Annotated in this window: 23 protein-coding genes; 15 read left to right on the top strand and 8 right to left on the bottom strand. The window is 67.7% G+C overall.

Features of this window, described 5'->3' with window-relative positions:
* Positions 1-139 precede the first annotated feature (139 nt).
* The 4 genes from LGM89_RS01025 to LGM89_RS01010 all read left to right on the top strand — a co-directional run bounded on the left by LGM89_RS01025 (position 140) and on the right by LGM89_RS01010 (position 3542).
* Complete coding sequence (locus LGM89_RS01025; protein WP_226272029.1) at positions 140-1534, top strand: DUF1800 domain-containing protein; 1395 nt, start codon at positions 140-142, stop codon at positions 1532-1534.
* Between the two features lie 2 nt (positions 1535-1536).
* Positions 1537-2694: a DUF1501 domain-containing protein gene (locus LGM89_RS01020; RefSeq protein WP_413227455.1), complete on the top strand. Its 1158-nt coding sequence runs from the start codon at positions 1537-1539 to the stop codon at positions 2692-2694.
* 62 nt (positions 2695-2756) lie between these two features.
* A complete protein-coding gene (locus LGM89_RS01015; protein WP_089498116.1) occupies positions 2757-2975 on the top strand; it encodes a YXWGXW repeat-containing protein in 219 nt (72 codons plus the stop codon).
* Between the two features lie 168 nt (positions 2976-3143).
* Positions 3144-3542 (top strand): lysozyme inhibitor LprI family protein, encoded by a 399-nt coding sequence (locus LGM89_RS01010; RefSeq protein ID WP_226272027.1) that lies wholly within the window; start codon positions 3144-3146, stop codon positions 3540-3542.
* A 46-nt stretch (positions 3543-3588) separates the two neighbouring features.
* Here the strand turns inward: LGM89_RS01010 and LGM89_RS01005 are convergent, their stop codons facing one another.
* Both LGM89_RS01005 and LGM89_RS01000 read right to left on the bottom strand, forming a co-directional pair.
* Positions 3589-4782: a tyrosine-type recombinase/integrase gene (locus LGM89_RS01005; protein WP_226272026.1), complete on the bottom strand. Its 1194-nt coding sequence runs from the start codon at positions 4780-4782 to the stop codon at positions 3589-3591.
* Positions 4783-4876: 94 nt separating this feature from the next.
* Positions 4877-4990, bottom strand: a complete 114-nt coding sequence (locus LGM89_RS01000) for an SDR family oxidoreductase (protein WP_226272025.1) — start codon at positions 4988-4990, stop codon at positions 4877-4879.
* A gap of 90 nt (positions 4991-5080) precedes the next feature.
* On the opposite strand from LGM89_RS01000, the gene LGM89_RS00995 reads away from it, so the two are divergent.
* Entirely contained in the window at positions 5081-5461 is a 381-nt protein-coding gene (locus tag LGM89_RS00995; protein ID WP_226272024.1) for a DUF4377 domain-containing protein, read from the top strand.
* A 9-nt stretch (positions 5462-5470) separates the two neighbouring features.
* On the opposite strand, the gene LGM89_RS00990 is transcribed toward LGM89_RS00995, so the two are convergent.
* Positions 5471-6859, bottom strand: coding sequence for a DHA2 family efflux MFS transporter permease subunit (locus LGM89_RS00990; protein ID WP_226272023.1), 1389 nt, complete (start codon positions 6857-6859; stop codon positions 5471-5473).
* A 157-nt stretch (positions 6860-7016) separates the two neighbouring features.
* Between LGM89_RS00990 and LGM89_RS00985 the strand changes: the two genes are divergently transcribed.
* On the top strand, positions 7017-7877 hold the full coding sequence (locus LGM89_RS00985; protein ID WP_089496816.1) for a LysR family transcriptional regulator: 861 nt from the start codon (positions 7017-7019) through the stop codon (positions 7875-7877).
* A 51-nt stretch (positions 7878-7928) separates the two neighbouring features.
* On the opposite strand, the gene LGM89_RS00980 is transcribed toward LGM89_RS00985, so the two are convergent.
* Complete coding sequence (locus LGM89_RS00980) at positions 7929-8279, bottom strand: VOC family protein (protein WP_089496817.1); 351 nt, start codon at positions 8277-8279, stop codon at positions 7929-7931.
* 258 nt (positions 8280-8537) lie between these two features.
* Between LGM89_RS00980 and LGM89_RS00975 the strand changes: the two genes are divergently transcribed.
* The 7 genes from LGM89_RS00975 (at position 8538) to LGM89_RS00945 (ending at position 16835) form a co-directional block, all read left to right on the top strand.
* Positions 8538-9677, top strand: a complete 1140-nt coding sequence (locus LGM89_RS00975; protein WP_226272022.1) for an LLM class flavin-dependent oxidoreductase — start codon at positions 8538-8540, stop codon at positions 9675-9677.
* Between the two features lie 163 nt (positions 9678-9840).
* Positions 9841-11034, top strand: coding sequence for an acyl-CoA dehydrogenase family protein (locus LGM89_RS00970; RefSeq protein ID WP_226272021.1), 1194 nt, complete (start codon positions 9841-9843; stop codon positions 11032-11034).
* Positions 11035-11044: 10 nt separating this feature from the next.
* Positions 11045-12802 carry an FAD-dependent oxidoreductase gene (locus LGM89_RS00965; RefSeq protein WP_226272020.1) on the top strand — a complete coding sequence of 586 codons (1758 nt, stop codon included), beginning with the start codon at positions 11045-11047 and terminating at the stop codon, positions 12800-12802.
* Positions 12802-13320, top strand: a complete 519-nt coding sequence (locus LGM89_RS00960) for a flavin reductase family protein (protein ID WP_011355019.1) — start codon at positions 12802-12804, stop codon at positions 13318-13320. Before LGM89_RS00965 ends, LGM89_RS00960 begins: the two co-directional genes overlap by 1 nt.
* A gap of 15 nt (positions 13321-13335) precedes the next feature.
* The gene (locus tag LGM89_RS00955; protein ID WP_226272019.1) at positions 13336-14403 is read left to right on the top strand and encodes a ferredoxin--NADP reductase; all 1068 of its coding nucleotides are present in this window, start codon (positions 13336-13338) and stop codon (positions 14401-14403) included.
* Positions 14404-14442: 39 nt separating this feature from the next.
* Entirely contained in the window at positions 14443-16029 is a 1587-nt protein-coding gene (locus tag LGM89_RS00950; protein ID WP_089496823.1) for a FadD3 family acyl-CoA ligase, read from the top strand.
* Between the two features lie 32 nt (positions 16030-16061).
* Positions 16062-16835, top strand: coding sequence for an SDR family NAD(P)-dependent oxidoreductase (locus tag LGM89_RS00945; protein WP_226272018.1), 774 nt, complete (start codon positions 16062-16064; stop codon positions 16833-16835).
* Between the two features lie 76 nt (positions 16836-16911).
* Here LGM89_RS00945 and LGM89_RS00940 read toward each other — a convergent pair whose 3' ends face one another.
* Positions 16912-18147: an acyltransferase family protein gene (locus tag LGM89_RS00940; RefSeq protein WP_226272017.1), complete on the bottom strand. Its 1236-nt coding sequence runs from the start codon at positions 18145-18147 to the stop codon at positions 16912-16914.
* Between the two features lie 303 nt (positions 18148-18450).
* Complete coding sequence (locus tag LGM89_RS00935; protein ID WP_226272016.1) at positions 18451-19116, bottom strand: class I SAM-dependent methyltransferase; 666 nt, start codon at positions 19114-19116, stop codon at positions 18451-18453.
* Between the two features lie 754 nt (positions 19117-19870).
* On the opposite strand from LGM89_RS00935, the gene LGM89_RS00930 reads away from it, so the two are divergent.
* Entirely contained in the window at positions 19871-20554 is a 684-nt protein-coding gene (locus tag LGM89_RS00930) for a hypothetical protein (protein ID WP_226272015.1), read from the top strand.
* A gap of 397 nt (positions 20555-20951) precedes the next feature.
* The gene (locus tag LGM89_RS00925) at positions 20952-21188 is read left to right on the top strand and encodes a FitA-like ribbon-helix-helix domain-containing protein (protein ID WP_039351245.1); all 237 of its coding nucleotides are present in this window, start codon (positions 20952-20954) and stop codon (positions 21186-21188) included.
* Between the two features lie 63 nt (positions 21189-21251).
* On the opposite strand, the gene LGM89_RS00920 is transcribed toward LGM89_RS00925, so the two are convergent.
* A complete protein-coding gene (locus LGM89_RS00920; protein ID WP_226272014.1) occupies positions 21252-22325 on the bottom strand; it encodes a tyrosine-type recombinase/integrase in 1074 nt (357 codons plus the stop codon).
* Entirely contained in the window at positions 22325-22516 is a 192-nt protein-coding gene (locus tag LGM89_RS00915) for an excisionase (protein ID WP_226272013.1), read from the bottom strand. The genes LGM89_RS00920 and LGM89_RS00915 overlap by 1 nt, the downstream gene beginning before the upstream one ends.
* Positions 22517-22536: the final 20 nt, after the last annotated feature.

The raw sequence follows: 22536 nt of genomic DNA, 5'->3' as shown, positions 1-22536 counted from the left end.
GCCGAATCCGCGACGGGCATTCGAGCGGCAGCACGCACGCATTCAAAGCCGCGCGACGCACCGGAAATATTCGTCTTCCCGGCGACGGATTTCCCGCCGGCCAGCGTTAAACACGGGTACGCATCGCGAGAGCCCTGTCATGGACCACCCGAACGACATCACACCGGCCGCCATCGCGCTGAACCGTTTCGGTCTCGGCGCGCGGGCCGACGAAGCGCCGCCGGCGGACCCGAAGGCGGCGCTCGTCGCGCAGTTCGACCGTTACGACGCACGACCCGCCGCATGGGTCGGCGAACCGGACGCAATCACACTCGCCACGCGCTTTGCCGATGCACGCAATGCGATGACGGCCAACGATCCGGCGACGAAGCGCGCGACCGAGCAGTCGATCCGGCGCGACGGCAACGACACGTATCGCAGCGCCGTCGTCGCCCGGATGAACAGCGCGCTGAATACGCCCGCACCGTTCGTCGAGCGACTCGTGCATTTCTGGGCGAACCATTTCGCGGTATCGGTCGACAAGGGGCCGGTGGCGGCCTACGCGGGCGCGTTCGAACGCGACGCGATCCGCCCGCACGTGCTCGGCCGTTTCGAGGACATGCTGGTCGCCGTCGAACAGCATCCGGCGATGCAGCTTTTCCTCGACCAGACGCGCTCGGTCGGCCCCGACAGCCCGGCCGCGCTGCGTGCCGAGGCACGCAATCCGTCGGCCAAACGCGGGCTCAACGAGAATCTCGCGCGCGAAATCATGGAGCTGCACACGCTCGGCGTACGCACGGGATACACGCAGGCCGACGTGACGGAATTCGCGCGTGCGCTGACCGGCTGGAGCATCGCCGGCGGGCGCGGCCCGCAGCCCGGCGATGCGGCGCCCGGCGCGTTCGTGTTTCGCCCGAAACTGCACGAGCCCGGCGTGCGGACCGTAATGGGCCGCAGCTACGACCAGCCCGGCGAAGCGCAGGCGCGCGCGATCCTGCACGACCTCGCGCATTCGGAGTCGACAGGCCGGCATATCGCGTTCCAGCTGGCCCGTCATTTCGTCGCCGACCATCCGCCGCCGGCGTTGACCGACCGGCTGGCCCGCGCGTTCGACGCGAGCGGCGGCGATCTGCCGAGCGTCTATCGCGCGCTCGTCGATTCGACGGATGCGTGGTCGCCGGTCAACCGCAAGTTCAAGACGCCGTGGGAGTGGGCCGTGTCGTCGCTGCGCGGGCTCGGCTGGCGCGACACGGGCGACCTGAAGGCCGCGCCGCTGCTCGCGCAGCTCGGCCAGCCGGTGTGGCGGCCCGGCTCGCCGGCCGGTTACGACGACGTGGCCGCGAGCTGGGCCGCGCCCGACGCGCTCGTGCGCCGCGTCGAGCTCGCGCAGCGGCTGGCCGCGCGCACGGGCGACCGGCTCGACCCGCGCACGCTCGGCAACACGCTGCTCGCCGGTTCGTTGAGCGCGCCGACGGCGGCCGCACTGTCGCGCGCCGAAAGCGCGACCACGTCGCTCGCGCTGCTGCTCGTCTCACCCGATTTCCAACGGAGATGACCATGGCACTGTCCCGCCGACAATTCCTGAGTGTGGCCGCCGCCGGCGCAGGCGCGATCCTCGTCGCACCGCGGATCGTGTTCGCGAACGTCGAGACCGATCGGCGCTTCGTGTTCGTGATCCAGCGCGGCGCGGCCGACGGCCTGAACATCGTCGTCCCGTATGCCGAACCCGCGTATGCGTCGCTGCGCGGCCCGCTCGCAATCGACACGTCGGCCGCGACGCGGCTCGACGGCACGTTCGCGCTGCATCCGTCGCTCGTGCAGACCGCGCAGTTGTACCGCGACGGGCAGGCGCTGTTCGTTCATGCGATTGCCTCGCCGTATCGCGACCGCTCGCATTTCGACGGCCAGAACGTGCTCGAGACGGGCGGCCGCGCGCCGTACCAGGTGAAGGACGGCTGGCTGAACCGGCTCGCCGCGCTGCTGCCGGCCACGCGCGAAAGTGCGATCGCGTTCGCGCCGACCGTGCCGCTCGCGTTGCGCGGCACCGTGCAGGCCGCGTCGTACGCGCCGTCCGGTTTGCCGGCCGCACCGGACGACCTGCTCGCGCGCGTGTCGGCGCTCTACGAGGCCGATGCGCAGCTCGGCCCGTTGTGGCAGTCGGCGATGGACGCGCGCGGCCTCGCCGGCGATGCGCATGCGCGGCAGGATCCGGCGGGCGTCGGCAAGCTCGCCGCGACGTTCCTCGCGCGCGACGACGGCCCGCGCATCGCGATGATCGAGACGGGCGGCTGGGACACGCACAGCGCGCAGAACGCACGGCTCGCGAATCAGCTGAAAGCGCTCGACACGATGCTCGCCGCGTTGCGCGATGGCCTCGGGCCCGCGTGGCAGCAAACCACGGTGCTGGTCGCAACCGAGTTCGGCCGCACGGCGGCCGCGAACGGCACGGGCGGCACCGATCACGGGCAGGCGTCGGTTGCGATGCTCGCGGGCGGTGCGGTCGCGGGCGGCCGCGTGATTGCCGATTGGCCGGGGTTGCGGCCGGGCGACCTGTACGAAAGGCGCGACCTGAAACCGACCGCGTCGCTCGACGCGCTGATTTCGGGCGCCGCCGCCGACAGCCTGCGGCTCGATCCGCACCGTACCGCGTCCGCGCTGTTTGCGGAAAGCGGTGCAACGCGGCCGATGAGCGGGCTGATTCGCGGAGCCGCGTGACGCGCCGCGTTGCCGCGTCGGCACTGAATCGATCCACTACACAAAAGGGAGAATCCACGATGTTGAAGATCCGATCCGTTTCGCTCGCCATGCTGGTGGCGGCCAGTGCGGCGCTGATGTCCGCCTGCGTGGTCGAACCCGTGCGGCCGCCGCAGCCGGCGCCCGTCGTCGAGGTGCCGCCGCCGATGCCTGCGCCGGGCTATCGCTGGGCGAAGGGGCATTACCGGTGGGCCGGCAATCATTGGGCGTGGGTGCCCGGGCACTGGGTGGGCGTGTACTGATCACGCGAGGCGTGACGTGGCGTGCGGCGAGGGTGCCGGGATGTCGAGCAGCGTATTGAAATGGGACGCGCGTTGGCCTAAGCTGCCGGGTTCCGGCGACGGGCATGCCCGTTCGCCCGTCACGGCGAGCCGATCCTCGGCCGCCGTTTTCTTCGCTACGGCACCCACATGAAAGCATGGCTCGTTGCGCTGGCCGTCGCGGCCGGCATGACCGGCGCACACGCCGCGTCGTTCAACTGCGCGAAGGCGTCCACGTTCGTGGAGCGCGAAATCTGCACGAATCCGACGTTGTCGCGTCTCGACGATGCGCTCAACGCGGATTACCAGCACGTCGTGGATGACTTCGCGAACTACCCGGTCGAGGATCCGCCCGAATATCACCGGTTCATCGCCGGCCAGAAGGCGTGGCTGAAGGCGCGCAACCGCTGCACGACGACGCAGTGCCTGATCGACAGTTACCGCAAGCGCATCGACGTGCTGTGCGGGCAGATCGACGTGCCGGCCGAAAGCGATCGCGCGAAATGCCGCGGCAACGGCGGCCTGGGTGGGCTCGAACTCGCCCACTGAGTGCGGACGCGTTGCACGAGCCGCGACCCGTCAGATCGGTGCGCGCCTACCACCCGATCCGGTGCTTCTCCTCCGTCTCGCGATGGCGCCAGTCGTCGTCCGCGTGCAGGTACTGGCTCGTCGTCGTCAGCGATACATGACCGAGGTTGTCGCGCACGAGCCGCAGGTCGACTTGGCCGTCGGCCATATGCGAGCCCGCGCTGTGGCGCAGCCAGTGCGCGGACGCCTGTTCGAGCACGCGCGCCTGCTGCGCGCCGGCTTCGCCGTTCGCACGCAGCCGGTCGGCCGCGTGCCGGAACACCTGCTTCACGATCCGGTGCAGCGCCGCGCGCGTGAGCGGCTTGCGCGCGCGGCCGACCGGCAGCACGAGCGGCGTGGCCTCGCCGTCGGACGACAACGCGGGCAGGCCATGCGCGCGCCGGTAGCGCGACAGCTCGGCCATCATCTCGTCGGTGGCCGGCACGAGCCGCTGCCGGCCGCCTTTGCCCGTCACGTCGAGCCACCAGCGGTCGCGCCCGTCCGCGTCGCGCCGGCAGAAGAACTGGCCCATCGTCGTGTCGGCCGCTTCGGTGATGCGCAGCCCGCCGAGATACAGCAGCGTGAACAGCCAGCGCGCGCGATCGGCATGGAAGCGTGCCCGCGCGTCGTCGCGCGGCATCGCGGCGATCGCGTCCTTGACCGACTGCCACAGCGGCTGCCCGAGATGGCGCGTGACGCGCGGCGCGGGCCGGCGCTGCCGTTGGCGCGACAACGCGAGCGGATTGCCGGCGAGATAGCCGGCCTGCACGAGCCACGAGAACATCACGTTCAGGATCACCAATGCCTGCCGCTGGCTGGCCGCCGACAGCGGCCCGTAGAACGGCCGCCAGCGCGGATCGTCGCGCGGATGCTTGCGTCCGCCGTTCGCACACCACAGCTCGGCGGGCGCAGGTGCGAGCAGGAACTGCCGGTAGACGACGAGATCCTCGTGCGTGAGCGACGACAGCGGCTTGCCGCACGCGATCACGGCCCACAGCAGCAGGCGTTCGGCTTCCTTGCGGTAGTTCTGGAACGTGGTCGGCGTATCGACGAAGCGGGCGAGCCACGCGCGCACCGCGTCGAGGTCGTTGGTCGCGGCAATCTGCGGATGCGCGCTGCTCGAGCGGTTGGTGCCGGTGCGTCCGTCGAGCGCGGCCGGCACGGTGAGTGCATCGATCGGCAGCGGGCGCAGCGCGGTGTCGGACGGAACGGGTGAGGTCATGCGAGGCGAGGTGCGCTGTGCAGATCGCACGCATGTGAAAAGGCGGACGAACGCTGCGCGATCAGGCATATCGGGAAGCGTCGATGGTACACGATCAGCACACGGTGAATTCGCCGTCGCCAGCGAGCGCCTGACCGGTGACGAAACGCGCGGCGGGCGAGCACAGCCACGTCACCGGTTCCGCGATGTCGCGCGGCTCGCCGAGCATGAAGGGGGCATGATTCCTGTAAGCTATTTGTGAACTTTCTTGTCGTGGGGGCCTCTAATCGGCCCTTCAACGCTTCCAGAGGAATACCCGATGATTCGCCCATCCAGAACGCTGCTCGGCGCGGCCGTCATTGCCGGCAGCACGCTCCTCGCCGGATGCCAGACCGACGCCGTCGCCACGCAGCCGAGCGCGGTGCGCCCGGCCGACAGCAAGCCGGTGACCAAGACCGTGTATGTCGCGCCGCAATCCGCGCGCTGCACGGGCGTCGCGCCGATGGAGTGCCTGCAGGTGCGCAACAGCCCCAACGAGCCGTGGAGCCTGTGGTACGCCGGTATCGAAGGCTTCGCGTACCAGCCCGGCTACCTGTACACGCTCGAAATCGACGAGTACCGCGTTGCGCAGCCGCCGGCCGACGGTTCGTCGATCCGCTGGGTGCTCAAGCGCGTCGTCGAGCGCCGCCAGGCGAACTGACGGCCGCGCTCACGCGGACGGGCGTGCGGCCGCGCTGGCCGGCGGCGCGGCCGTATCGATCCGCCGGAACACGACGGACGACAACAGCGTCACCACGCCCATGCACGCGAACGACAGCATGAACCCGTGCGCCATCGAGCCCCAATAGGCGGCAAACAGGTTGACGAGGCCGCCGCCGATCGACACGCCGAGCCCCATCGCCAGCATCTGCATCATCGTGAACAGGCTGTTGCCGCTGCCGGCGTTGGCATGCGACAGCCCCTTCAACGTCACGCCGTTCATCGCCGCGAACTGCATCGAGTTCGCCGTGCCGAACACGATCAGCAGCGCGCCTTCCAGCAGCGGCGCGGGCCGCGCCGACACCAGCGCGAACCCCGCGATCGCACATCCGACGATCCCCGTATTCACGACCAGGAACGCCGCGTAGCCGAACCGCTTCACGAGCGGCGCGATCCAGCGTTTCGCGATGACGCCCGCGATCGCGGCCGGCAGCATCATCAGCCCCGACTGCAGCGGCGTATAGCCGAGCTGCACCTGCATCAGCAGCGGCAGCATGAACGGCACGGAACTCGTGCCGATCCGGCACAGCAAATTGCCGAGCAGGCCCGAGCCGAAGTTGGGCTCACGGAACAACCCGAGCCGGAACAGCGGCTGCGCGCGGCGCCGTGCGTGCGGCAGGTACGCAAGCGCGCTCGCCAGCCCGACCACGGCGAGCCCGGCCGCCCATGCGGCGCGATGCGCGGGCATCGGCGGGTCGATCGCGAGCGACAGCGCGATCATCGCGACCGACAGCAGCGCACAGCCGACGAAGTCGAACGGCGGCGGCTGGTGCGCCTGGTCGTGCGGCAGGTAGCGCTGCACGGCGACGAAGCCGACCACGCCGACCGGCACGTTGACGATGAACACCCAGTGCCAGGAAATCGCCTGCGTGAGCCAGCCGCCGAGCGTCGGCCCGACGATCGGCCCGAGCTGGCCGGCGATCGACACGAACGCGATCGCCGCGACGTACTGTTCGCCCGGCACGCGGCGCAGCACGGCGAGCCGGCCGATCGGCAGCAGCATCGACCCGCCGATGCCCTGCAGCGCACGCGCGGCGACGAGCTGGCCGAGCGTATGCGATGCCGCGCAGCCGATCGAGGCGAGCACGAACACGAGAATCGCGAGCGAGAACACGCGGCGCGTGCCGAACCGGTCGGCGAGCCAGCCGGACGCCGGCGTGAGCATCGCCATCGTCAGCGTATAGACGACCACGACGGGCTGCATCGCGAGCGGCGACGCATGCAGGCTTTGCGCGATCGAAGGCAGGGCGGTGTTGACGATTGTCGTGTCGAGCGACTGCATGAAGAATGCAGCGGCGACGATCCAGAGCAGCGCGGAATGTGTGGGTTCCCGGGACATGGCGAAATCGGTGGTGCAAAGGCCGGCGCGGAGGGCGCCTTCACGCGGTTGCGTGGCGCCTGCGGTCTCCAAGCGCACGATGGTACCGATTCCGATGGTCATCGGGAAGTGGCCTTAAGACGTTGACTGTCATCGGTAATGCCGATGACAATGCGCCATGCTCAATCCCGTCTGGCTCAACACGTTCGCGACCGTCACGAACTGCCGCAGCTTCACCGAAGCCGGCCGGCAGCTCGGGCTCAACCAGTCGAGCGTCAGCGAACACATCCGTCGTCTCGAGGAGAGCGTCGGCCGGCGGCTGTTCGTGCGCGACACGCATTCGATCGCGATGACGGCCGACGGCGAGGCGCTGCTCGTGCATGCAAACGTGATCCTGCAGGCGCTGAACCGCGCGGAGTCGCAGTTCCGCAAGCCGAGGCTGCAGGGGCTGGTGCGGCTCGGCGCGCCGGACGACCTCGCGCTCGTCGCGTTGCCGGACGTGCTCGCCGGGTTTCGCGCCGCGCACCCGGACGTCGCACTGGAGATCACCACCGGCATGACGAGCCGGCTCTGCGAAGGGCTGGACGCGGGCGCGCTCGACCTGATGATCGGCAAGCGGCGGCTCGGCGAACGGCGCGGCACGCCGCTCTTGCGCACGCGGCTCGAATGGGTCGCGCGGCCCGGCACCGTCGTCGATCCGGAGCGGCCGCTGCCGCTCGTGCTGGTCGCCGAGCCGAGCGTGACGCGCGCGATCGTCCTGAACGCGCTCGCGGAGAAGGGGATCGGCTGGGAGGTCGTGTGTTCGAGCAGCAGCCAGCCGGGCTGCATCGCGGCCGCCCGCGCCGGGCTCGGGCTGACCGCGACGTCGCACTATCTGTCGACGCGCGGGCTCGCGCCGCTGGTGAACGGCGATGCGCTGCCGGTGCTGCCCGACATCGAATTCATCGCGCTGGCCGCGAAGCGGCTCAGCCAACCGGCGCGCACGCTGCTCGAATTGCTCGAAGCGAGCGACCTGAGCACGCCGGGCGCGCACGCTTAGCCAACTCGCCGCGCACGAGGCGCCCGTTTCCGGCGCCCGTGCGGCGTGCGGTCAAGCGGCCCGTTTCTGCGAAATCACGAGCAGTGCGCCGTTCTTGTCCTCCAGCACCGCGCGGTATTCGTGCGGCCCGGCCTGCACGGGCACGCGCACCGACGCGCCGGCCTTCACGACCCGCGCCATCGCCGCATACAGGTCGTCGCCCTCGTCGACGCGCAGCGTAAGCGCCGCGCGCTCGACGATCTGCTCGTCGCCCGCGACCAGCGCGATCGTCAGCGGGCCGCCGTCGAGCGCGCAATAACGGTCGCCGTCGCGAAACTTCACGGTCAGGCCCAGTCCGTCGACGAACAGCGGCAGCGCCGTGTCGATGTCGTCGACCGGATACAGCAGCATCGATACCTTCATTCCCTCTCTCCCTTGTCGTTGGTCGGCGCGCGCCACGCGCCCGCCGTTCGATGCTAGCGCGCCGTCCGCGCGCTCACGCAGTCCGATCGGATGACGGTGAAACCCCTCTGTCCTCGCGGGCGCGCCGGTACTCCGAACAGACGATGCCCGCGCCCGTGCGCGCGCCGACACTCCCATTCGTGGACCGTCGCGCTTCGTCCGTATCGTGCGGGCGGGCTGCACGACCCGACTCGTCCAACAACCATGGAGACGCACGCAATGAAGTTTTCCCTCATCTACGAAGCCCAGACCACCGACGCATCGCGCGAGGGCGACCACCGGGTATTCAAGGAGACGGTCGAACAGGCGCTGCTCGCCGAGCAGGTCGGCTTCGACACGATCTGGTGCGTCGAACACACGTCGCTGACCAACTATGCGCACATGAGCGCACCGGAAACCTTCCTTGCGTACCTGGCCGGCCGCACGACGCGCATCGGCCTCGGCCACGGCGTCGTGTGCCTGCCGCCGGCGATGAACCACCCGATCAAGGTCGCGGAGCGCGTCGCGCTGCTCGACATCCTGTCCGGCGGCCGCGTGCACTTCGGCGTCGGCAAGGGCGGCAGCCAGCAGGAAGCCGGCGCGTTCGGCTATGACCTCAACGAACTGCAGCCGATGATCGACGAATCGATGTACCTCGTGCCGAAGATGTTCGTGCAGGACGAGATCGAGCACGACGGCAAGTACATCAAGATTCCGAAGCGTCCGATCCACCCGAAGCCGTTCCAGGATCCGCATCCGCCGATGTACCTCGCGTGTACCAACACCGACGCGCTGCTGCGCGCCGGCCAGCGCGGGATGGGCGCGCTGGTGCTCGGCTTCGGCGGCCCCGACGAAGTCGCGAAGAAGAACGCCGTGTATCGCGAAGCGTGGGCGAACCGCAAGCTGGAGGACCAGGTCGGCTTCCGCCCGACCCAGCACCTCGCGGCGCTGTGCCCGACGGTCGTGATGGCCGACGGCCAGGCCGCCCGCAAGATCGGCATCCGCGGCCAGCGCTACTTCATGGAATCGCTCGCGTACTGGTACACGGGCGGCGAGCGTCCGGACCCGGCGAAGTGGGGCGACGACCTCGTGCAGGCCGATACCGGCGAGATGGTGATCCGCTCGCGCTTCGCGTCGGAGGAAGTCGTCGTGAACTTCGCCGACCCGGCGCTCGCGATGATGAACCCGAACCATGCGTACGGCACGGTGGACGACTGCATCGGCTATGTCGGCCGCCTGCAGGAAGCCGGCGTCGACGAAGTGCTGTTCCTGTGCCAGATGGGCACGGTGCCGCACGACGCGCAGATGGAGACGATCCGCAACATCGGCGAGCACGTGATTCCGTTCTTCAACCGCGAGAAGGAGCGCGCCTGCGCGTGATGCACCGGGCCGCGCCCGTCGTCCGGTCGGACGATGCGGCGCGCTCGCGCGAAGCCGACCATCGGTGGTGGCGAGCATCGCCCGCGGCCAGGCCGCGCCGGACAACTTTGAACGAGAGCGGGGCACGCGCCGCGGCGCATCACCCGCTTCACAGGAGACATTCGTGCATCGCGACAACGATTCGAACGCACTGGCCGCCACGCTGATCGCCCGGGCCGAGGCACTGGCGCCGACGCTGGCCGGCCGCGCCGCGCAGGCGGACGCGCAGGGCCGCATCCCGGCCGAGACGATCGCCGACATGCAGGCCGCCGGCTTCTTCAAGGTGCTGCAGCCGAAGCGCTACGGCGGCTACGAGCTCGATCCGCAGGCGTTCTTCGACATCCAGATGGCGCTCGCGCGCGGCTGCATGTCGACCGCGTGGGTGTACGGCGTCGTCGGCGTGCACAACTGGCAGCTCGCGCTGTTCGACGAACGCGCGCAGCAGGACGTGTGGGGCAACGATCCGGCGACGCTGATCGCGTCGACCTACATGCCGGTGGGCCGCGTGACGCCGGTCGACGGCGGCTTCCGCCTGTCGGGCCACTGGAAGTTCTCGAGCGGCAGCGAACTGTGCGAGTGGGTGTTTCTCGGTGCGCTGGTGCCGCCGGCCGTTGCCGGCCAGCCGCCCGAATACCGCACCTTCCTGCTGCCGAAAGCCGACTACCGGATCCAGCAGGACTGGGACGTGCTCGGCCTGCGCGCGACCGGCAGCCACGACATCGTCGTCGACGACGTGTTCGTGCCCGCGTACCGCACGCACAAGGCCATCGACGGGATGATGGGCACGAGCCCGGGCCTCGCCGTCAACGACGCGCCGCTGTTCAAGCTGCCGTTCGCGCAGATCTTCGTGCGCGCGGTGTGCACATCGTGCATCGGCGCGCTGCAGGGCGCGCTCGACGATTTCACCGGCTATGCGGCCACGCGCGTGTCGGCCAACAGCGGCGCGAAGACGACCGACGATCCGGGAGCGCAGAACGCGTGTGCGAACGCGGCCGTCGCGATCGACGAGATGCAGGTGCTGCTCAAGCGCAATTTCGCGGAACTGATGGCGTCGGTCACCGGCGGCCCGGCCGTGTCGATCGAGCGCCGCGTGCATTTCCGCTACCAGTCCGCGCAGGTCGCCGAGCGCTGCGCGCATGCGGCGAACGCGCTGCTGCGCTACGCGGGCGGCAACGGCATCTATCACCGCAATCCGCTGGTGCGCCGCTTCCTCGACCTGCATGCGGCCCGCGCGCACTACGCGAACAACGTGGACCGCTTCGGCCAGAACCTCGGCGCCGTGATGCTCGGCCGCGAGAACACCGACTTCTTCATCTGACGAGGCAGCGATGAACGACCCGCAAGCACAGCAATACGTGTTCGACGTGGTGGTCGTCGGTTCGGGCGCGGGCGCGCTGCTCGCCGCGTGCCGCGCGGCCGACCGCGGCCTGTCCGTCGTCGTGATCGAGAAGACGGCGCTGTACGGCGGCACGTCGGCCGTGTCGGGCGGCGGCATCTGGGTGCCGTGCAACCACCATATCGCCGAGCTGGGCGCGACCGATTCGCGCGAGGCCGCGCGCGGCTATATCGAAGCCTGCGTAGCCGGTGAATCGACGCCCGAGAAGATCGATACCTATCTCGACCGCGCGCCGGAGATGCTGCGCTACCTGGAAACGAAGACGCCGGTGCGTTACCAGTCGCTGCCGAAGTACGCTGACTACTTCCAGAAGGTACCGGGCGCGATGCCGGGCTACCGCGCGCTCGATCCGATGCCGTTCGACGGCGGGCTGCTCGGCGACGAACTCGACCGGCTGCGGCCGGCGTCGCCCGGCACGCTGATCGGCGGGCGCGTCGCCGTGACGTCGAAGGAGGCGCACACGCTGTTCTCGCGCGAGCCCGGCTTCATGAAGCTCGCGATCGCGCAGTTCGGCCGTTACTGGCTCGATATCGGGATGCGTCGCCGCACGCGGCGCGACCGACGCCTGACGCTCGGCAACGCGCTGATCGGCGGGCTGCGCCGTGCGCTGCTCGATCGCAACGTGCCCGTGTGGCTCGATACGCCGATGCGCGACCTGCTCGACGTGGATGGCCGCGTGACCGGCGTGCGCGCGCAGCGCTTCGGGCAGCCGGTGACGATCGTCGCGCGGCGTGGCGTGATCCTCGGCGCGGGCGGTTTCGAGCGCAACCAGCCGATGCGCGAGCGCTACCTGCCGCGGCCGACGCAGGCGCAGTGGAGCGCGACGCCGCCGGCCAACACCGGCGACGCGATCGCCGAAGGCCATCGGCTCGGCGGCGCGCTGGCGTTGATGACGCACGTGTGGGGCGCGCCGACGGTCGGTGTCGCGGGCGAGGAGAAGCAGCGCGCGCTGTTCGTCGAACGCAACCTGCCGGGCTGCGTGATCGTGAACCGCCTCGGCAAGCGCTTCGTCAACGAAGCCGCGCCGTATTCCGAATTCGTGCCGGCGATGTATCGCGACCATGCGCGCACCGGCGCGAACGTGCCGGCCTGGATGGTGTTCGACGCGCGATTTCGCCGCAAGTATCCGTGCGGTCCGATCATGCCGGCGTCGATGATGCCCGATTCACGGATTCCGGCCGCATTCCGCGACGTGATCGTGAAGGCCGACACGATCGACGCGCTCGCGGCGCGCATCGGCATCGACGCGGCCGGCCTGCACGACACGCTGCGCGACATGGCCCGCTACGCGGCAACCGGGATCGACGAAGCGTTCGGCAAGGGCGACAACCTGTTCGACACGTACTACGGCGATCCGCGGAACAAACCGAACCCGTGCCTCGGGCCGGTCGACCAGGCGCCGTTCTACGCGGTGCGGATCGACGCGGGCGATATCGGCACGAAAGGCGGGCTCGTCACCGACGTGCATGCCCGCGTGCTGCGCGCCGACGGCGAGCCGATCGACGGCCTTTACGCGATCGGCAACACCAGCGCCTCGATGATGGGCGCGAGCTACCCCGGCGCGGGCTCGACGCTCGGTCCGGCGATGACCTTCGGGTATCTCGCCGCCGACCACCTGGCTGCTCGCGCGGCCGACGCCGGCGGCCAATCAGCCCGGCCATCCACGACTGAACTTGACGGAGTCCAATGATGAGCGATCTCACCACCCATCCGCTGCGCACCGACATGCTGCTCGCGATGCGCCGCCTCGCGCGCTCCGTCACGGTCATCAGCAGTGCGCACGACGGCCGGCGCTACTCGATGTCCGCGACGGCGGTCGATTCGCTGTCGACCGATCCGCCGTCGCTGCTGATCTGCATCAACCGCAACGCGTCGCTGTATCCGCCGCTCGACGCGGGCGCCGGGTTCTGCGTGAACGTGTTGTCGGCGGCCCACGAAGGCATCGCGATCGACTGCAGCGGCCGCCTGAAGGGAGAGGCGCGCTTCACGACCGGCGACTGGCACACGTCGGCGCTCGGCGTGCCGTATTTGCGCGACGCGCAGGCGAGCCTCGTGTGCGAGCAGGATGGCCGCTTCGAGTACGGCACGCATACGGTGTTCATCGGGCGCATCCGCGAGGTGCTGATGAGCGGCGACGTCGACCCGCTCGTCTATCTCGACGGCGCCTACACGACGCCCGGCGCGCCGGTGGCGCGTGCGGCCGCGTGACGTGAGGAGCCGGCCATGAGCGATTCGCGCTTCCATCGGCTGACCGTGGCCGACGTGATTGCCGAAAGCGACGACGCGTGCTCGTTCGTGTTCGACGTGCCGGCCGCGTTGCGCGACGCCTTCGCGTACCGGCCCGGTCAGTTCCTGACGCTGAACGTGCCGTGCGCGGACGCGACCGTCGCGCGCTGTTATTCGCTGTCGAGCGCGCCCGGCATCGACGCCGCGCCGAAGATCACCGTCAAGCGCGTGCGCGACGGCCGCGCGTCGAACTGGCTGTGTGACCGCGTGAAAGCGGGCGACACGCTCGACGTGCTGCCGCCAGCCGGCGTGTTCACGCCGCGCACGCTCGACGGCGACCTGCTGCTGTTCGCGGGCGGCAGCGGCATCACGCCGGTGTTGTCGATCCTGAAGTCGGCGCTCGTGCACGGACGCGGGATGCTGACGCTGATCTACGCGAACCGCGACGAGCGCTCGGTGATTTTCCGCGCCGAGCTGCGGCAGCTCGCGCAGCGCCATCCGGGCCGCGTGCGCGTGATTCATTGGCTCGACAGCGTGCAGGGCATCCCGCAGCAGCGCCATCTCGAGGAACTCGCGCGGCCGTTCAGCCAGCAGGAGACGTTCATCTGCGGGCCCGCGCTGTTCATGGAGAACGCGCTGGCCGCGATGCTCGGCCTCGGGTTGCCGCGTTCGCGGGTCCATGTCGAGCGTTTCGCCTCGCTGCCCGATGCGCCGGCGCAGGCGCCGGCGCCGGCGTCGGCTGATACGACGGCGTCAAATGTCGCAGCGGCGGCCTCGGCATCCGGCGATGGCGCGGCGATCGAGACGGTGCTGGACGGCGACGCGTTCGCGTTCGACAGTGCCCCCGGCGAAACGCTGCTCGACGCGATGCTGCGCGCGGGCGTGCCGGCGCCGAATTCCTGCCGGATGGGGCAATGCGGCGCGTGCATGTGCCGGATCGAGCGCGGCGAGGTCGCGCTCGACAGCAACCACGTGCTCGACGACGACGAGATCGCGGCCGGCTGGACGCTCGCCTGTTGCGCACGGCCCGCGAGCGACGCGCTGCGCGTGGTGTTTCCCGACTGAGCCGTCGCGCGCCGGCGGCGCGCACGGCCACTCTGATCTATGACGATGGACAATGAAATCCTGACCACGCCCGCGCTGATCGCCCGGGCAGCCGCGCGCCACGGCGCGCATCCGGCGATCGAGTCGGAGCATGGCCGGCTGACCTACGCGGAACTCGACGCGGCGCGCGTCGCCGCGGCCCGCGCGCTGCTCGCGAGCGGTATCGAGACAGGCGACCGCGTCGCGGTGTGGGCGCCGAACCTGCCGGAATGGATCGTCGCGGCGTTGGCGATCCACACCGTCGGTGCGATCCTCGTGCCGGTCAATACGCGGATGAAGGGGATGGAGGTGGGCGGCATCCTGCACGACGGCGGCGCGCGGCTGCTGTTCTGCTGCGGCACCTTCCTCGGCGAATCGTATCCGGCGATGCTCGCGCCGCACCGGCCCGCGACGCTCGAGCGCGTCGTCGTGTTCGACGGCGAACTGCCTTCAGGCGCGCGCGACGAGACATGGAACGCGTTCCTCGCACGCGGCGCCGAGGTGCCGCTGGCCGCGGTGCGCGAACGGGAGGCGCAGGTCACGCCCGACACCGTGATGGACCTGATGTTTACGTCCGGCACGACGGGCCGCCCGAAGGGCGTGATGACCGCGCACGGCCAGAACCTGCGCGCCGCGCAGGCATGGGCGGCGATCGCCGGCGTGCGCGCCGACGACCGCTACCTGATCGTCAATCCGTTCTTTCACACGTTCGGCTACAAGGCCGGCTGGCTCGCCGCGCTGTCGAGCGGCGCAACCGTGCTGCCGCAGCTCGTGTTCCAGCCGGCCGACGTGCTGCGGCGCGTCGCCGACGACCGCGTGTCGGTGCTGCCCGGCCCGCCGACGCTGTACTACGCGCTGCTCGATGCGCCCGATCGTGCGACGCGCGACCTGTCGTCGCTGCGGATCGCGGTGACGGGCGCCGCGGCGATCGCGCCGAGCCTGATCGAGCGGATGCGCGCGGAGCTCGGCTTCGAGACGGTGCTGACCGGCTACGGGCTGACCGAATCGTGCGGCTTCGCGACGCTGTGCCGCCAGGGCGACGATGCGGCGACGGTTGCCTATACGTCGGGGCGCCCGATGCCGGAGGTCGAATTGCGCATCGCGGGCGAAGGCGGTGAGCCGCTCGGGCCGGACGAAACCGGCGAAATCTGGGTGCGTGGCTACAACGTGATGCGCGGCTACTTCAACCAGCCGGACGCGACGCGCGAGACCGTCGATGCGGACGGCTGGCTGCATACGGGCGATCTCGGCTGCGTCGATGCGAACGGTAACCTGAAGATCACCGATCGCATCAAGGACATGTTCATCGTCGGTGGCTTCAACTGCTATCCGGCCGAGATCGAGCGGCTGCTCGCCGCGCATCCGGCGATCGCGCAGGTCGCGCTGGTCGGCGTGCCCGATACCCGGCTCGGCGAAGTCGGGCATGCGTATGTCGTGCTGCGGCCGGGCGCGCATGCCGACGCCGACGAACTGAACGACTGGGCGCGCCGCAACATGGCGAACTACAAGGTGCCGCGGCATTTCACGTTCGTCGAGCAATTGCCGACGAGCGCGGCCGGCAAGGTGCTGAAGTACCGCCTGCGGGCGGGGACCGAGGCGGCGGCCTGAGCGGCGCCGCGACACACGAACGGGATGAACGCATGAACGACAACGGGTTTCCGCAGGGCGCGGTGCTGGTGTTCGGCGGCAGCGGTGGGATCGGGCAGGGTGTCGCGCTCGAGTTTGCGCGTGCCGGCGTGCCGGTCGCGGTGGGCTATCGGAGCAAGGCCGACGTGGCCGAGCGCGTCGCGCGCGAGATTCGCGGCGAAGGCGTTGCGGCCACCACGCACTGCGTGGACGTGACCGATCCCGCCCAGGTCGAGGTCGCGCTCGCGGCCGCGATCGGCGCGCATGGTCGCGTGCATACGGTCGTCTGGGCGGCGGGGCCGTTCGTGAACCAGCGTTACATCGGCGACATGACGCACGACGACTGGCGCCGCGCGATCGACGTCGAGACAGTCGGCTTCTTCGTGGCGGCGAAGGCCGCGTTGCCGCACTTCCGTGCGTCGGGCGGCGGATCGTTCGTGACGCTAGGCTCGGCCGGGCACTTGCGCTGGCCGGATCGCGACGGGTTGTCGGTCGCGCCGAAGGCGGCGAACGAGGCGCTGGTCAAGGGGCTGGCGCGCGAGGAAGGGCGTTACGACATTCGCGCGAATTCGATCCTGGTCGGCGTGATCGAGGCCGGGATGTTTCCGGTGCTGCTCGAACAGGGGCAATTCGACCAGGCGTGGATTGACGAGACGCAGAAGATGCTCGCGCTCAAGCGCTGGGGGAAGGCGCATGACGTCGGGCGGGCGGCGGTGTTCCTGGCGTCGGACCGGGCCAATTACATCACCGGGCAGCAGTTGAATGTGTCTGGGGGGTATGGGTTGTAGCACGGCCGACCGAACGCGAAGGGCTGACCGCTCGTTGCGAGCGGCCTTTGCATTTCCGATTCGCGTGACGGCCCTGCTACCGATGCTCGATGTGTTGCACGTTCGCAAGCACTTCCGGCGTACGCTTTGCCGGGGTTTCCGGCCGGACTGCGGGAACGCTCACAGCATTGCACCCGCTTCGCTCATCGCTGTTCCCCATGACCTTGTCGCGAAGCCGGATGTAGGGCTGCTCGACGAACTTGTATGTCAGATGTGCGAATGCGAAATAGAAGCCGGCGAGGGTGACATACAGGATGAGTGTCGTGCGATGACTTTCGATTGACCAACCGTATTTTGCAAACATGCCGAGCACCAGTGTCAGCATGCAGATGTGTCCCAGGTAGAGGGAATACGAAATCCGACTGGTCCAGTCGATGAAACGATCGAGCAGACGACTGCCCGACGTGCGAATGGTCATCGCTGCGGGAAGCAACGCGGCGATGACGACGGACAGCATCGGGTATGCCATGGTGCGGACGATGGCGTTGGTGACGAGATAAGGCGCACCGCACGCGAAGTAGAGCGTCAGGGCGGCAAAAATCGGCAACGCAAATTTCCAGAGCGATGCAAGACGCGCAAACTGTTTCGGTCGTTCGATGCGGATATACGCCACGATTACCCCAATGAACAGGGAATCCAGCCGGCACAAGACGATGGATCGAACATGACGATCGACATCCGATAGCGACTGGGCATGCCAACCAAAAACGATCCTTGCGACAAGCGGGCCAACGATGAACACGGCGCACGTTGCGAGCATCGCACGTCCGTTCGACTTCAGCATTCCTGCGGCGGCGAGAAATATGCACGGGAGCAACAGGTAGAACCATTCCTCCACGGCCAGGCTCCACGAGTGCTCGAAGAATGGTCCTATCGGCCACGCCAGATTCTGGAGAAAGAGGAAGAACGGCCAGGCGACGTCGAGCGATGCCGGGCCGTGGTAGTCGAAGCGTAGATAGACGAGCAGGAAGAAGGCATAGAGCGGGAGGGTGCGTGCCCAGCGGCGCTTCCAGAAATCAAGAACATCGCCCGGGGCCTTGAGCTTGCCCGCTTTCCGGGACCGGATCAGTACGCTTCCGATCAGGAACCCGCTCAGAACGTAAAAGATCTCTACGCCGATCGTCCCCTGTGCCGAGAAGTACCACCGCAGCCACGCCGGCGGCGCCCCGTGCGCCACGGTATGGCTGGCGAGAACGAGGAGAACCGCGAGCGCGCGCAGTATATCCAGTCCGAATACGCGCGGACTATTGGGGGGCGGAGCGGACTTCGTCATCGATAACGTGGGTGGGTTGGACGCCGAAGTGTAAATCAACCTGGCGGTCAGAAACGCTGGGTCCCCAGAAGGAACAGCGATGCCATGACGATGCGGGTTCGCACCCAGATCGAATGCATCGCTGCATCCGGAAAGCGTTGCCGGATTTGCACGGCAGGCGGTAGCAATGTCCGATTGCGGTCGCCATGCCGCGATTCCGGCCGACCGGTTCGGACTGTGGAATTCAGGGGGGCGGGAATGCGCGAGTGGTGAATCGTTCCGATGGGTGCGACTGAATTGAACGGCCGCACCCTGCGTCGCCGATCAGAGTTTGCGCATCACGCAACCGATATGGTCAGCGCGATCAGGGGAGAGCGTTTCGATCGTCGCCAGGCCCTCGATTTCGCGGCAGATACTGAATGTCTCGTTTCGATTCGAGATCAGGAAATCGCGCCCGTCGACGTGGAAGTTCCATTGGTGGAAGCCTTCCCAGTTCTCGTTCAGCGCCTCGTTCGCAGCATGCTCGGTCGCAATGAAGCCACCGGGTTTCGTCACGGCGACCATTTGTCGAAACGCTTCGACCGGATTGTAGCTGTGGTCGAGCGTGTTCTTCGCATAGGTCATGTCGAACGTGTTTGCCGGAAACATCGTGGTCAGGCATTCGCTTTCGCACTGCCGGGTTTTGATGAGGGGAAGCCCTGAGGGAAAATCCAGGCGGCTGTACAGATCGCCCAGCGCATCGACGGCGGTGATGTCCAGCGGCATGCCGTTCATCTTCTTGCCCAGCACCGTCATCGGGCCGGCACCCACGTCGAGGATCTTCGGATTCGGAATGCCGTTCAGCAGCTCGGCCATCCATGGATGTACTTCGGTGTCGGGGTTGATGCGGAACTGAAAATCTTCCGGCCACGGACCGCCCTTCGTATCCAACCACTTCGACCAGAATTCGATTTCGTTATCGATTCCGCTAGACCACTGCAGTTTTTGCATTGTGTCCGTCCAGAGGGTATGGACGGACGATTCTATCATCCGCTGGCCGGCTGTCGTCGGTCGATGAAACTTCGGGCGATGCGGGAATCGGTGCGGTGTAGTGACCGGTTGCGGCTCGCACGACGACCCGTTCGCGCAGCATGCGTGAACCGGCATCCGTATTCACCCTGACCTGCCGGGCACGCTTGCGTATCGGCCTCGCCCACGCCCTGTGCGAGGTCACACCTTTGCAACGTTTCTTCGATGCATGCGGCCACGTCCGATCGACGGTAACGGAGACGGACGTGCGCTGACGGCCGTCCGGCCTTGTTCGGCGTGCATCGCGATATCGATGCGTGCGCACACAATCGCGCGCTGCGGCGTCGTGTGCCGGATATCGATACGTTCCTGAAACGTTTCTCCCGATTTCGCCCAGCACGACGGCGAGCGTTTGGATGCGACGCTTGCTGCGCGTGGATTTGCGTGGCATGGCACGTGCCTTGCGGTGGACCCGGTGCCGTCAGTGCAGACGAATCTCGCCAGAACGATCAGGGCATCGGCGGCATGTAACGACATCGAAACAAACGGGGAATCGGATCGGGGCGTGGGCGCCGCCTGGAGCGGCGTACATGCCGCGCATGTCGTATCGGTCATGCGCAAGGGGCAACGCGTTCCCGATCCGTCGAACAGCAAGCGTGCTTGCAAGGTGTCGTGCCGGGGTTCGCGTCACGCGTGGCGGCGCAGGTCGCTTGCGTTGGCGAGGCGCGCCCGGCACATGTCGGGGGAGGCGCCCGTGAAAACGACGGTGAAACAATGGGCAGCGGTCGCGGTGACGTGTGCCGCGAGCATGCATGTCCTCGCGCAGGAGATCTACCTGCAGGGCGGCACGCAGGGCGTCGGCATCGGCGCGGCCGTGAGTTTCAATTCGATGCTGGGTGCGCACGCGGACTTCAACGCGATCGATCTTTCGCACGACTTCACGGTGGGGGGCAATCGCTATCAGGACGACCTGAAGCTGCGCCAGGGCGGCCTGTACGCGGACATCTTTCCGTGGCGAGGCAGCGGCTTCCGCGCGACGCTCGGTCTGCGCTTCAACGACGACGATCTGCGCGGCGTATCGGTGCCGACCAACGGCACCTACGTATTCGGCGGCAAGCACTATCCGGCGATGCCGGGGATGTTCGCGGTGGCGGAAGCGCGCTACCCGACCGTGATGCCGTACTTCGGGATCGGCTACGGGCACCGGCCGTCGTCGAAGGGGCTGGGCTTCGTTGCCGACCTCGGCGTGGCGTACGGGATACCGAAATGTTCGTACACGCTGTCGCCGGAACTGGCGGCCGCGGCCGGGCCGGCGAAGAGCCAGATCCTGGCCTCGAGCGGGCTGGATTCGCTGCGGCAGGTGATGTCGCGCTATCGGTGGTACCCGGTGTTGCAGATCGGGATCTCGTATCGGTTCTGAGTGGGTGAGACGTCGTTGCGTGTGCCGGTGCGGGCAATGCCGGCATTGCCGATACGGGCGGGGCAACGAGGGTTGGCAAGACTGCCGTCTGACGACCGACGCGAGTACGGCGCGTGGAGGCGGTGAATGCAGCCCCGTCGCTGCAGCGTGTGCGTGCGTCTTCGCAAGACGCGGTGAATAGCCAATCGGCCGTCTTTCCTGCCGTTCCGTTCCGGCTTACCTTGCAGACAGCAATTCGACCCGTCGGGCGAGCGGCGCATGCCGAGAGGATTCATGCGGCCCGTTGCCGTTCGCCGACGCCAATCACCGTCCTCTTTCCGTGAATGGCGATGATAGCAATGATTGCAATTCGCCCTCGTGGCGCTATCATTGATATCAAACCCGGATGGAGGAATTCATGGCAAATCTACTGGTGCGTAACGTGGATGACAGTATCGTTCAGAGCCTGCGCGAGCAGGCTGCGGCAAATGGCAGGAGTGCCGAGGCCGAACATCGGGCCATCCTGGCCGATGCGCTCGGCCGGCCGAAGCGAAAGACATTTGCGCAAGTGCTGATGAGCATGCCCGATGTTGGCGACGACGCGGATTTTCAACGTGTTCAGGATTCCGGCGAGGCCAGGCGTGTATTTGATTGAAACATTCGATCGGCCGGAAACCCTTGTCGCACAAGGGCGTGTTCAGAACCTGTTCGGAATTCATTAAGAACCGACCTTCACCCGAATAGGCTCAATCCCTCGCGCATCCGCGTAGGTTTCGGCGGATGTGTCCGACATGTGGCCGAGCAGCGCCTTCGTGTCGACGTTCCCCTGCTTGTCATACAGCCGCTTCGAAAGACTCCGGATTTCGTGGAACGACGGCGCGTTGCCGTCCGGTATGCCAGCTTTCTTGCGTGCGCGCGCGAACGCCGCCGAAATGACGCCGAGTCCGACCGGCGATCCAGGAACCGTCCCGTTCTTCGTCCCGGTGTAATGGATCAGATACTGGCTGATGATTCCGGTCTTCTTGCAGCGTGCAACGATGTCGGCGAGCGTCATGTCGATCGCGTCGAGCCGCAGCGCCATCGGGATCTCGACCACCACGCCAGTCTTCTGTCGCGTCACGCGCGCATGCCCATGCTTGATCCACGATCGTTCCCACCGAGCACAGGTCGAGCGGTCTTGACCTGAAACGAGAGCGAGCAGCATCGCGTTCTCCAGCCAGCTCGCTACTCTCGGCGCTTGCTCCAAGATCTTCTGGAATGACTCCAGCGTGAGGCGGTTGCGCTTCGTCTTGAACTTCACGCCCTCGGTGACGGCGGCCGGATTGGCATCCATCCAGCCGAGCGACACACCGCGGCGGCAGATCGACATCGCGCGGGCGCGCACGACCTTCGCAAGAGCAGTTTTTCCCTCCGCGAGGATCGCCTCGATGATGTCGGCGAAGTGCTTCGTCGTCAGCTCACGGCACTTCATCTTGCCGAGCTTCGCCTCGAGTTTCCCGTCGGCGAGCTTCCGGCTCTGCGCGGTGTTGTATTTCTCTGAGACGGGCATCTTTTTCAGCAACTCGCTGAACGTCGGCGAATCGCTTTCGACGCGCTCGGCCAGCGTCTTCTTACCCGTGGCGATCGCCATGTTGGCCTCTGTTGCCTCATAGATCGCCTGCGCCAGTGGCATACGGCCGAGCACGTGCGTCTTCTTCGTGCGTGGATCGAACCAGGTGTAGTAGCCCGGACGCGGCTCGTGAAGGTGCTCGGGCCAGTTGGCGCGGATACGGATGCGTGGTCGGGCTGCCATCATGCGATCCTGTGAACGAGACGCGGGCGAGCGCTTTCCTGATAGACCGCGTTCTGTTCGACGTAATAGGCGTTGCCGACCTTGATCGGCGGCGGGTAGATCTTGCCCTCCTTGATCCAGCGCGACGCGGTGCGCATCGCCGGCGCGGGGCTGAATTCTCGTTCCAACCAGTCGCTCAGTCTGATCTTCATGGCTTGCTCCGGTGGAGGGC

The organism is Burkholderia sp. AU31624 (genome assembly GCF_020420065.1).
Taxonomy (GTDB): Bacteria; Pseudomonadota; Gammaproteobacteria; order Burkholderiales; family Burkholderiaceae; genus Burkholderia.
Note: the sequence above shows the minus strand (reverse complement) of the source record. Positions and strands in the feature narration are given on the sequence as shown.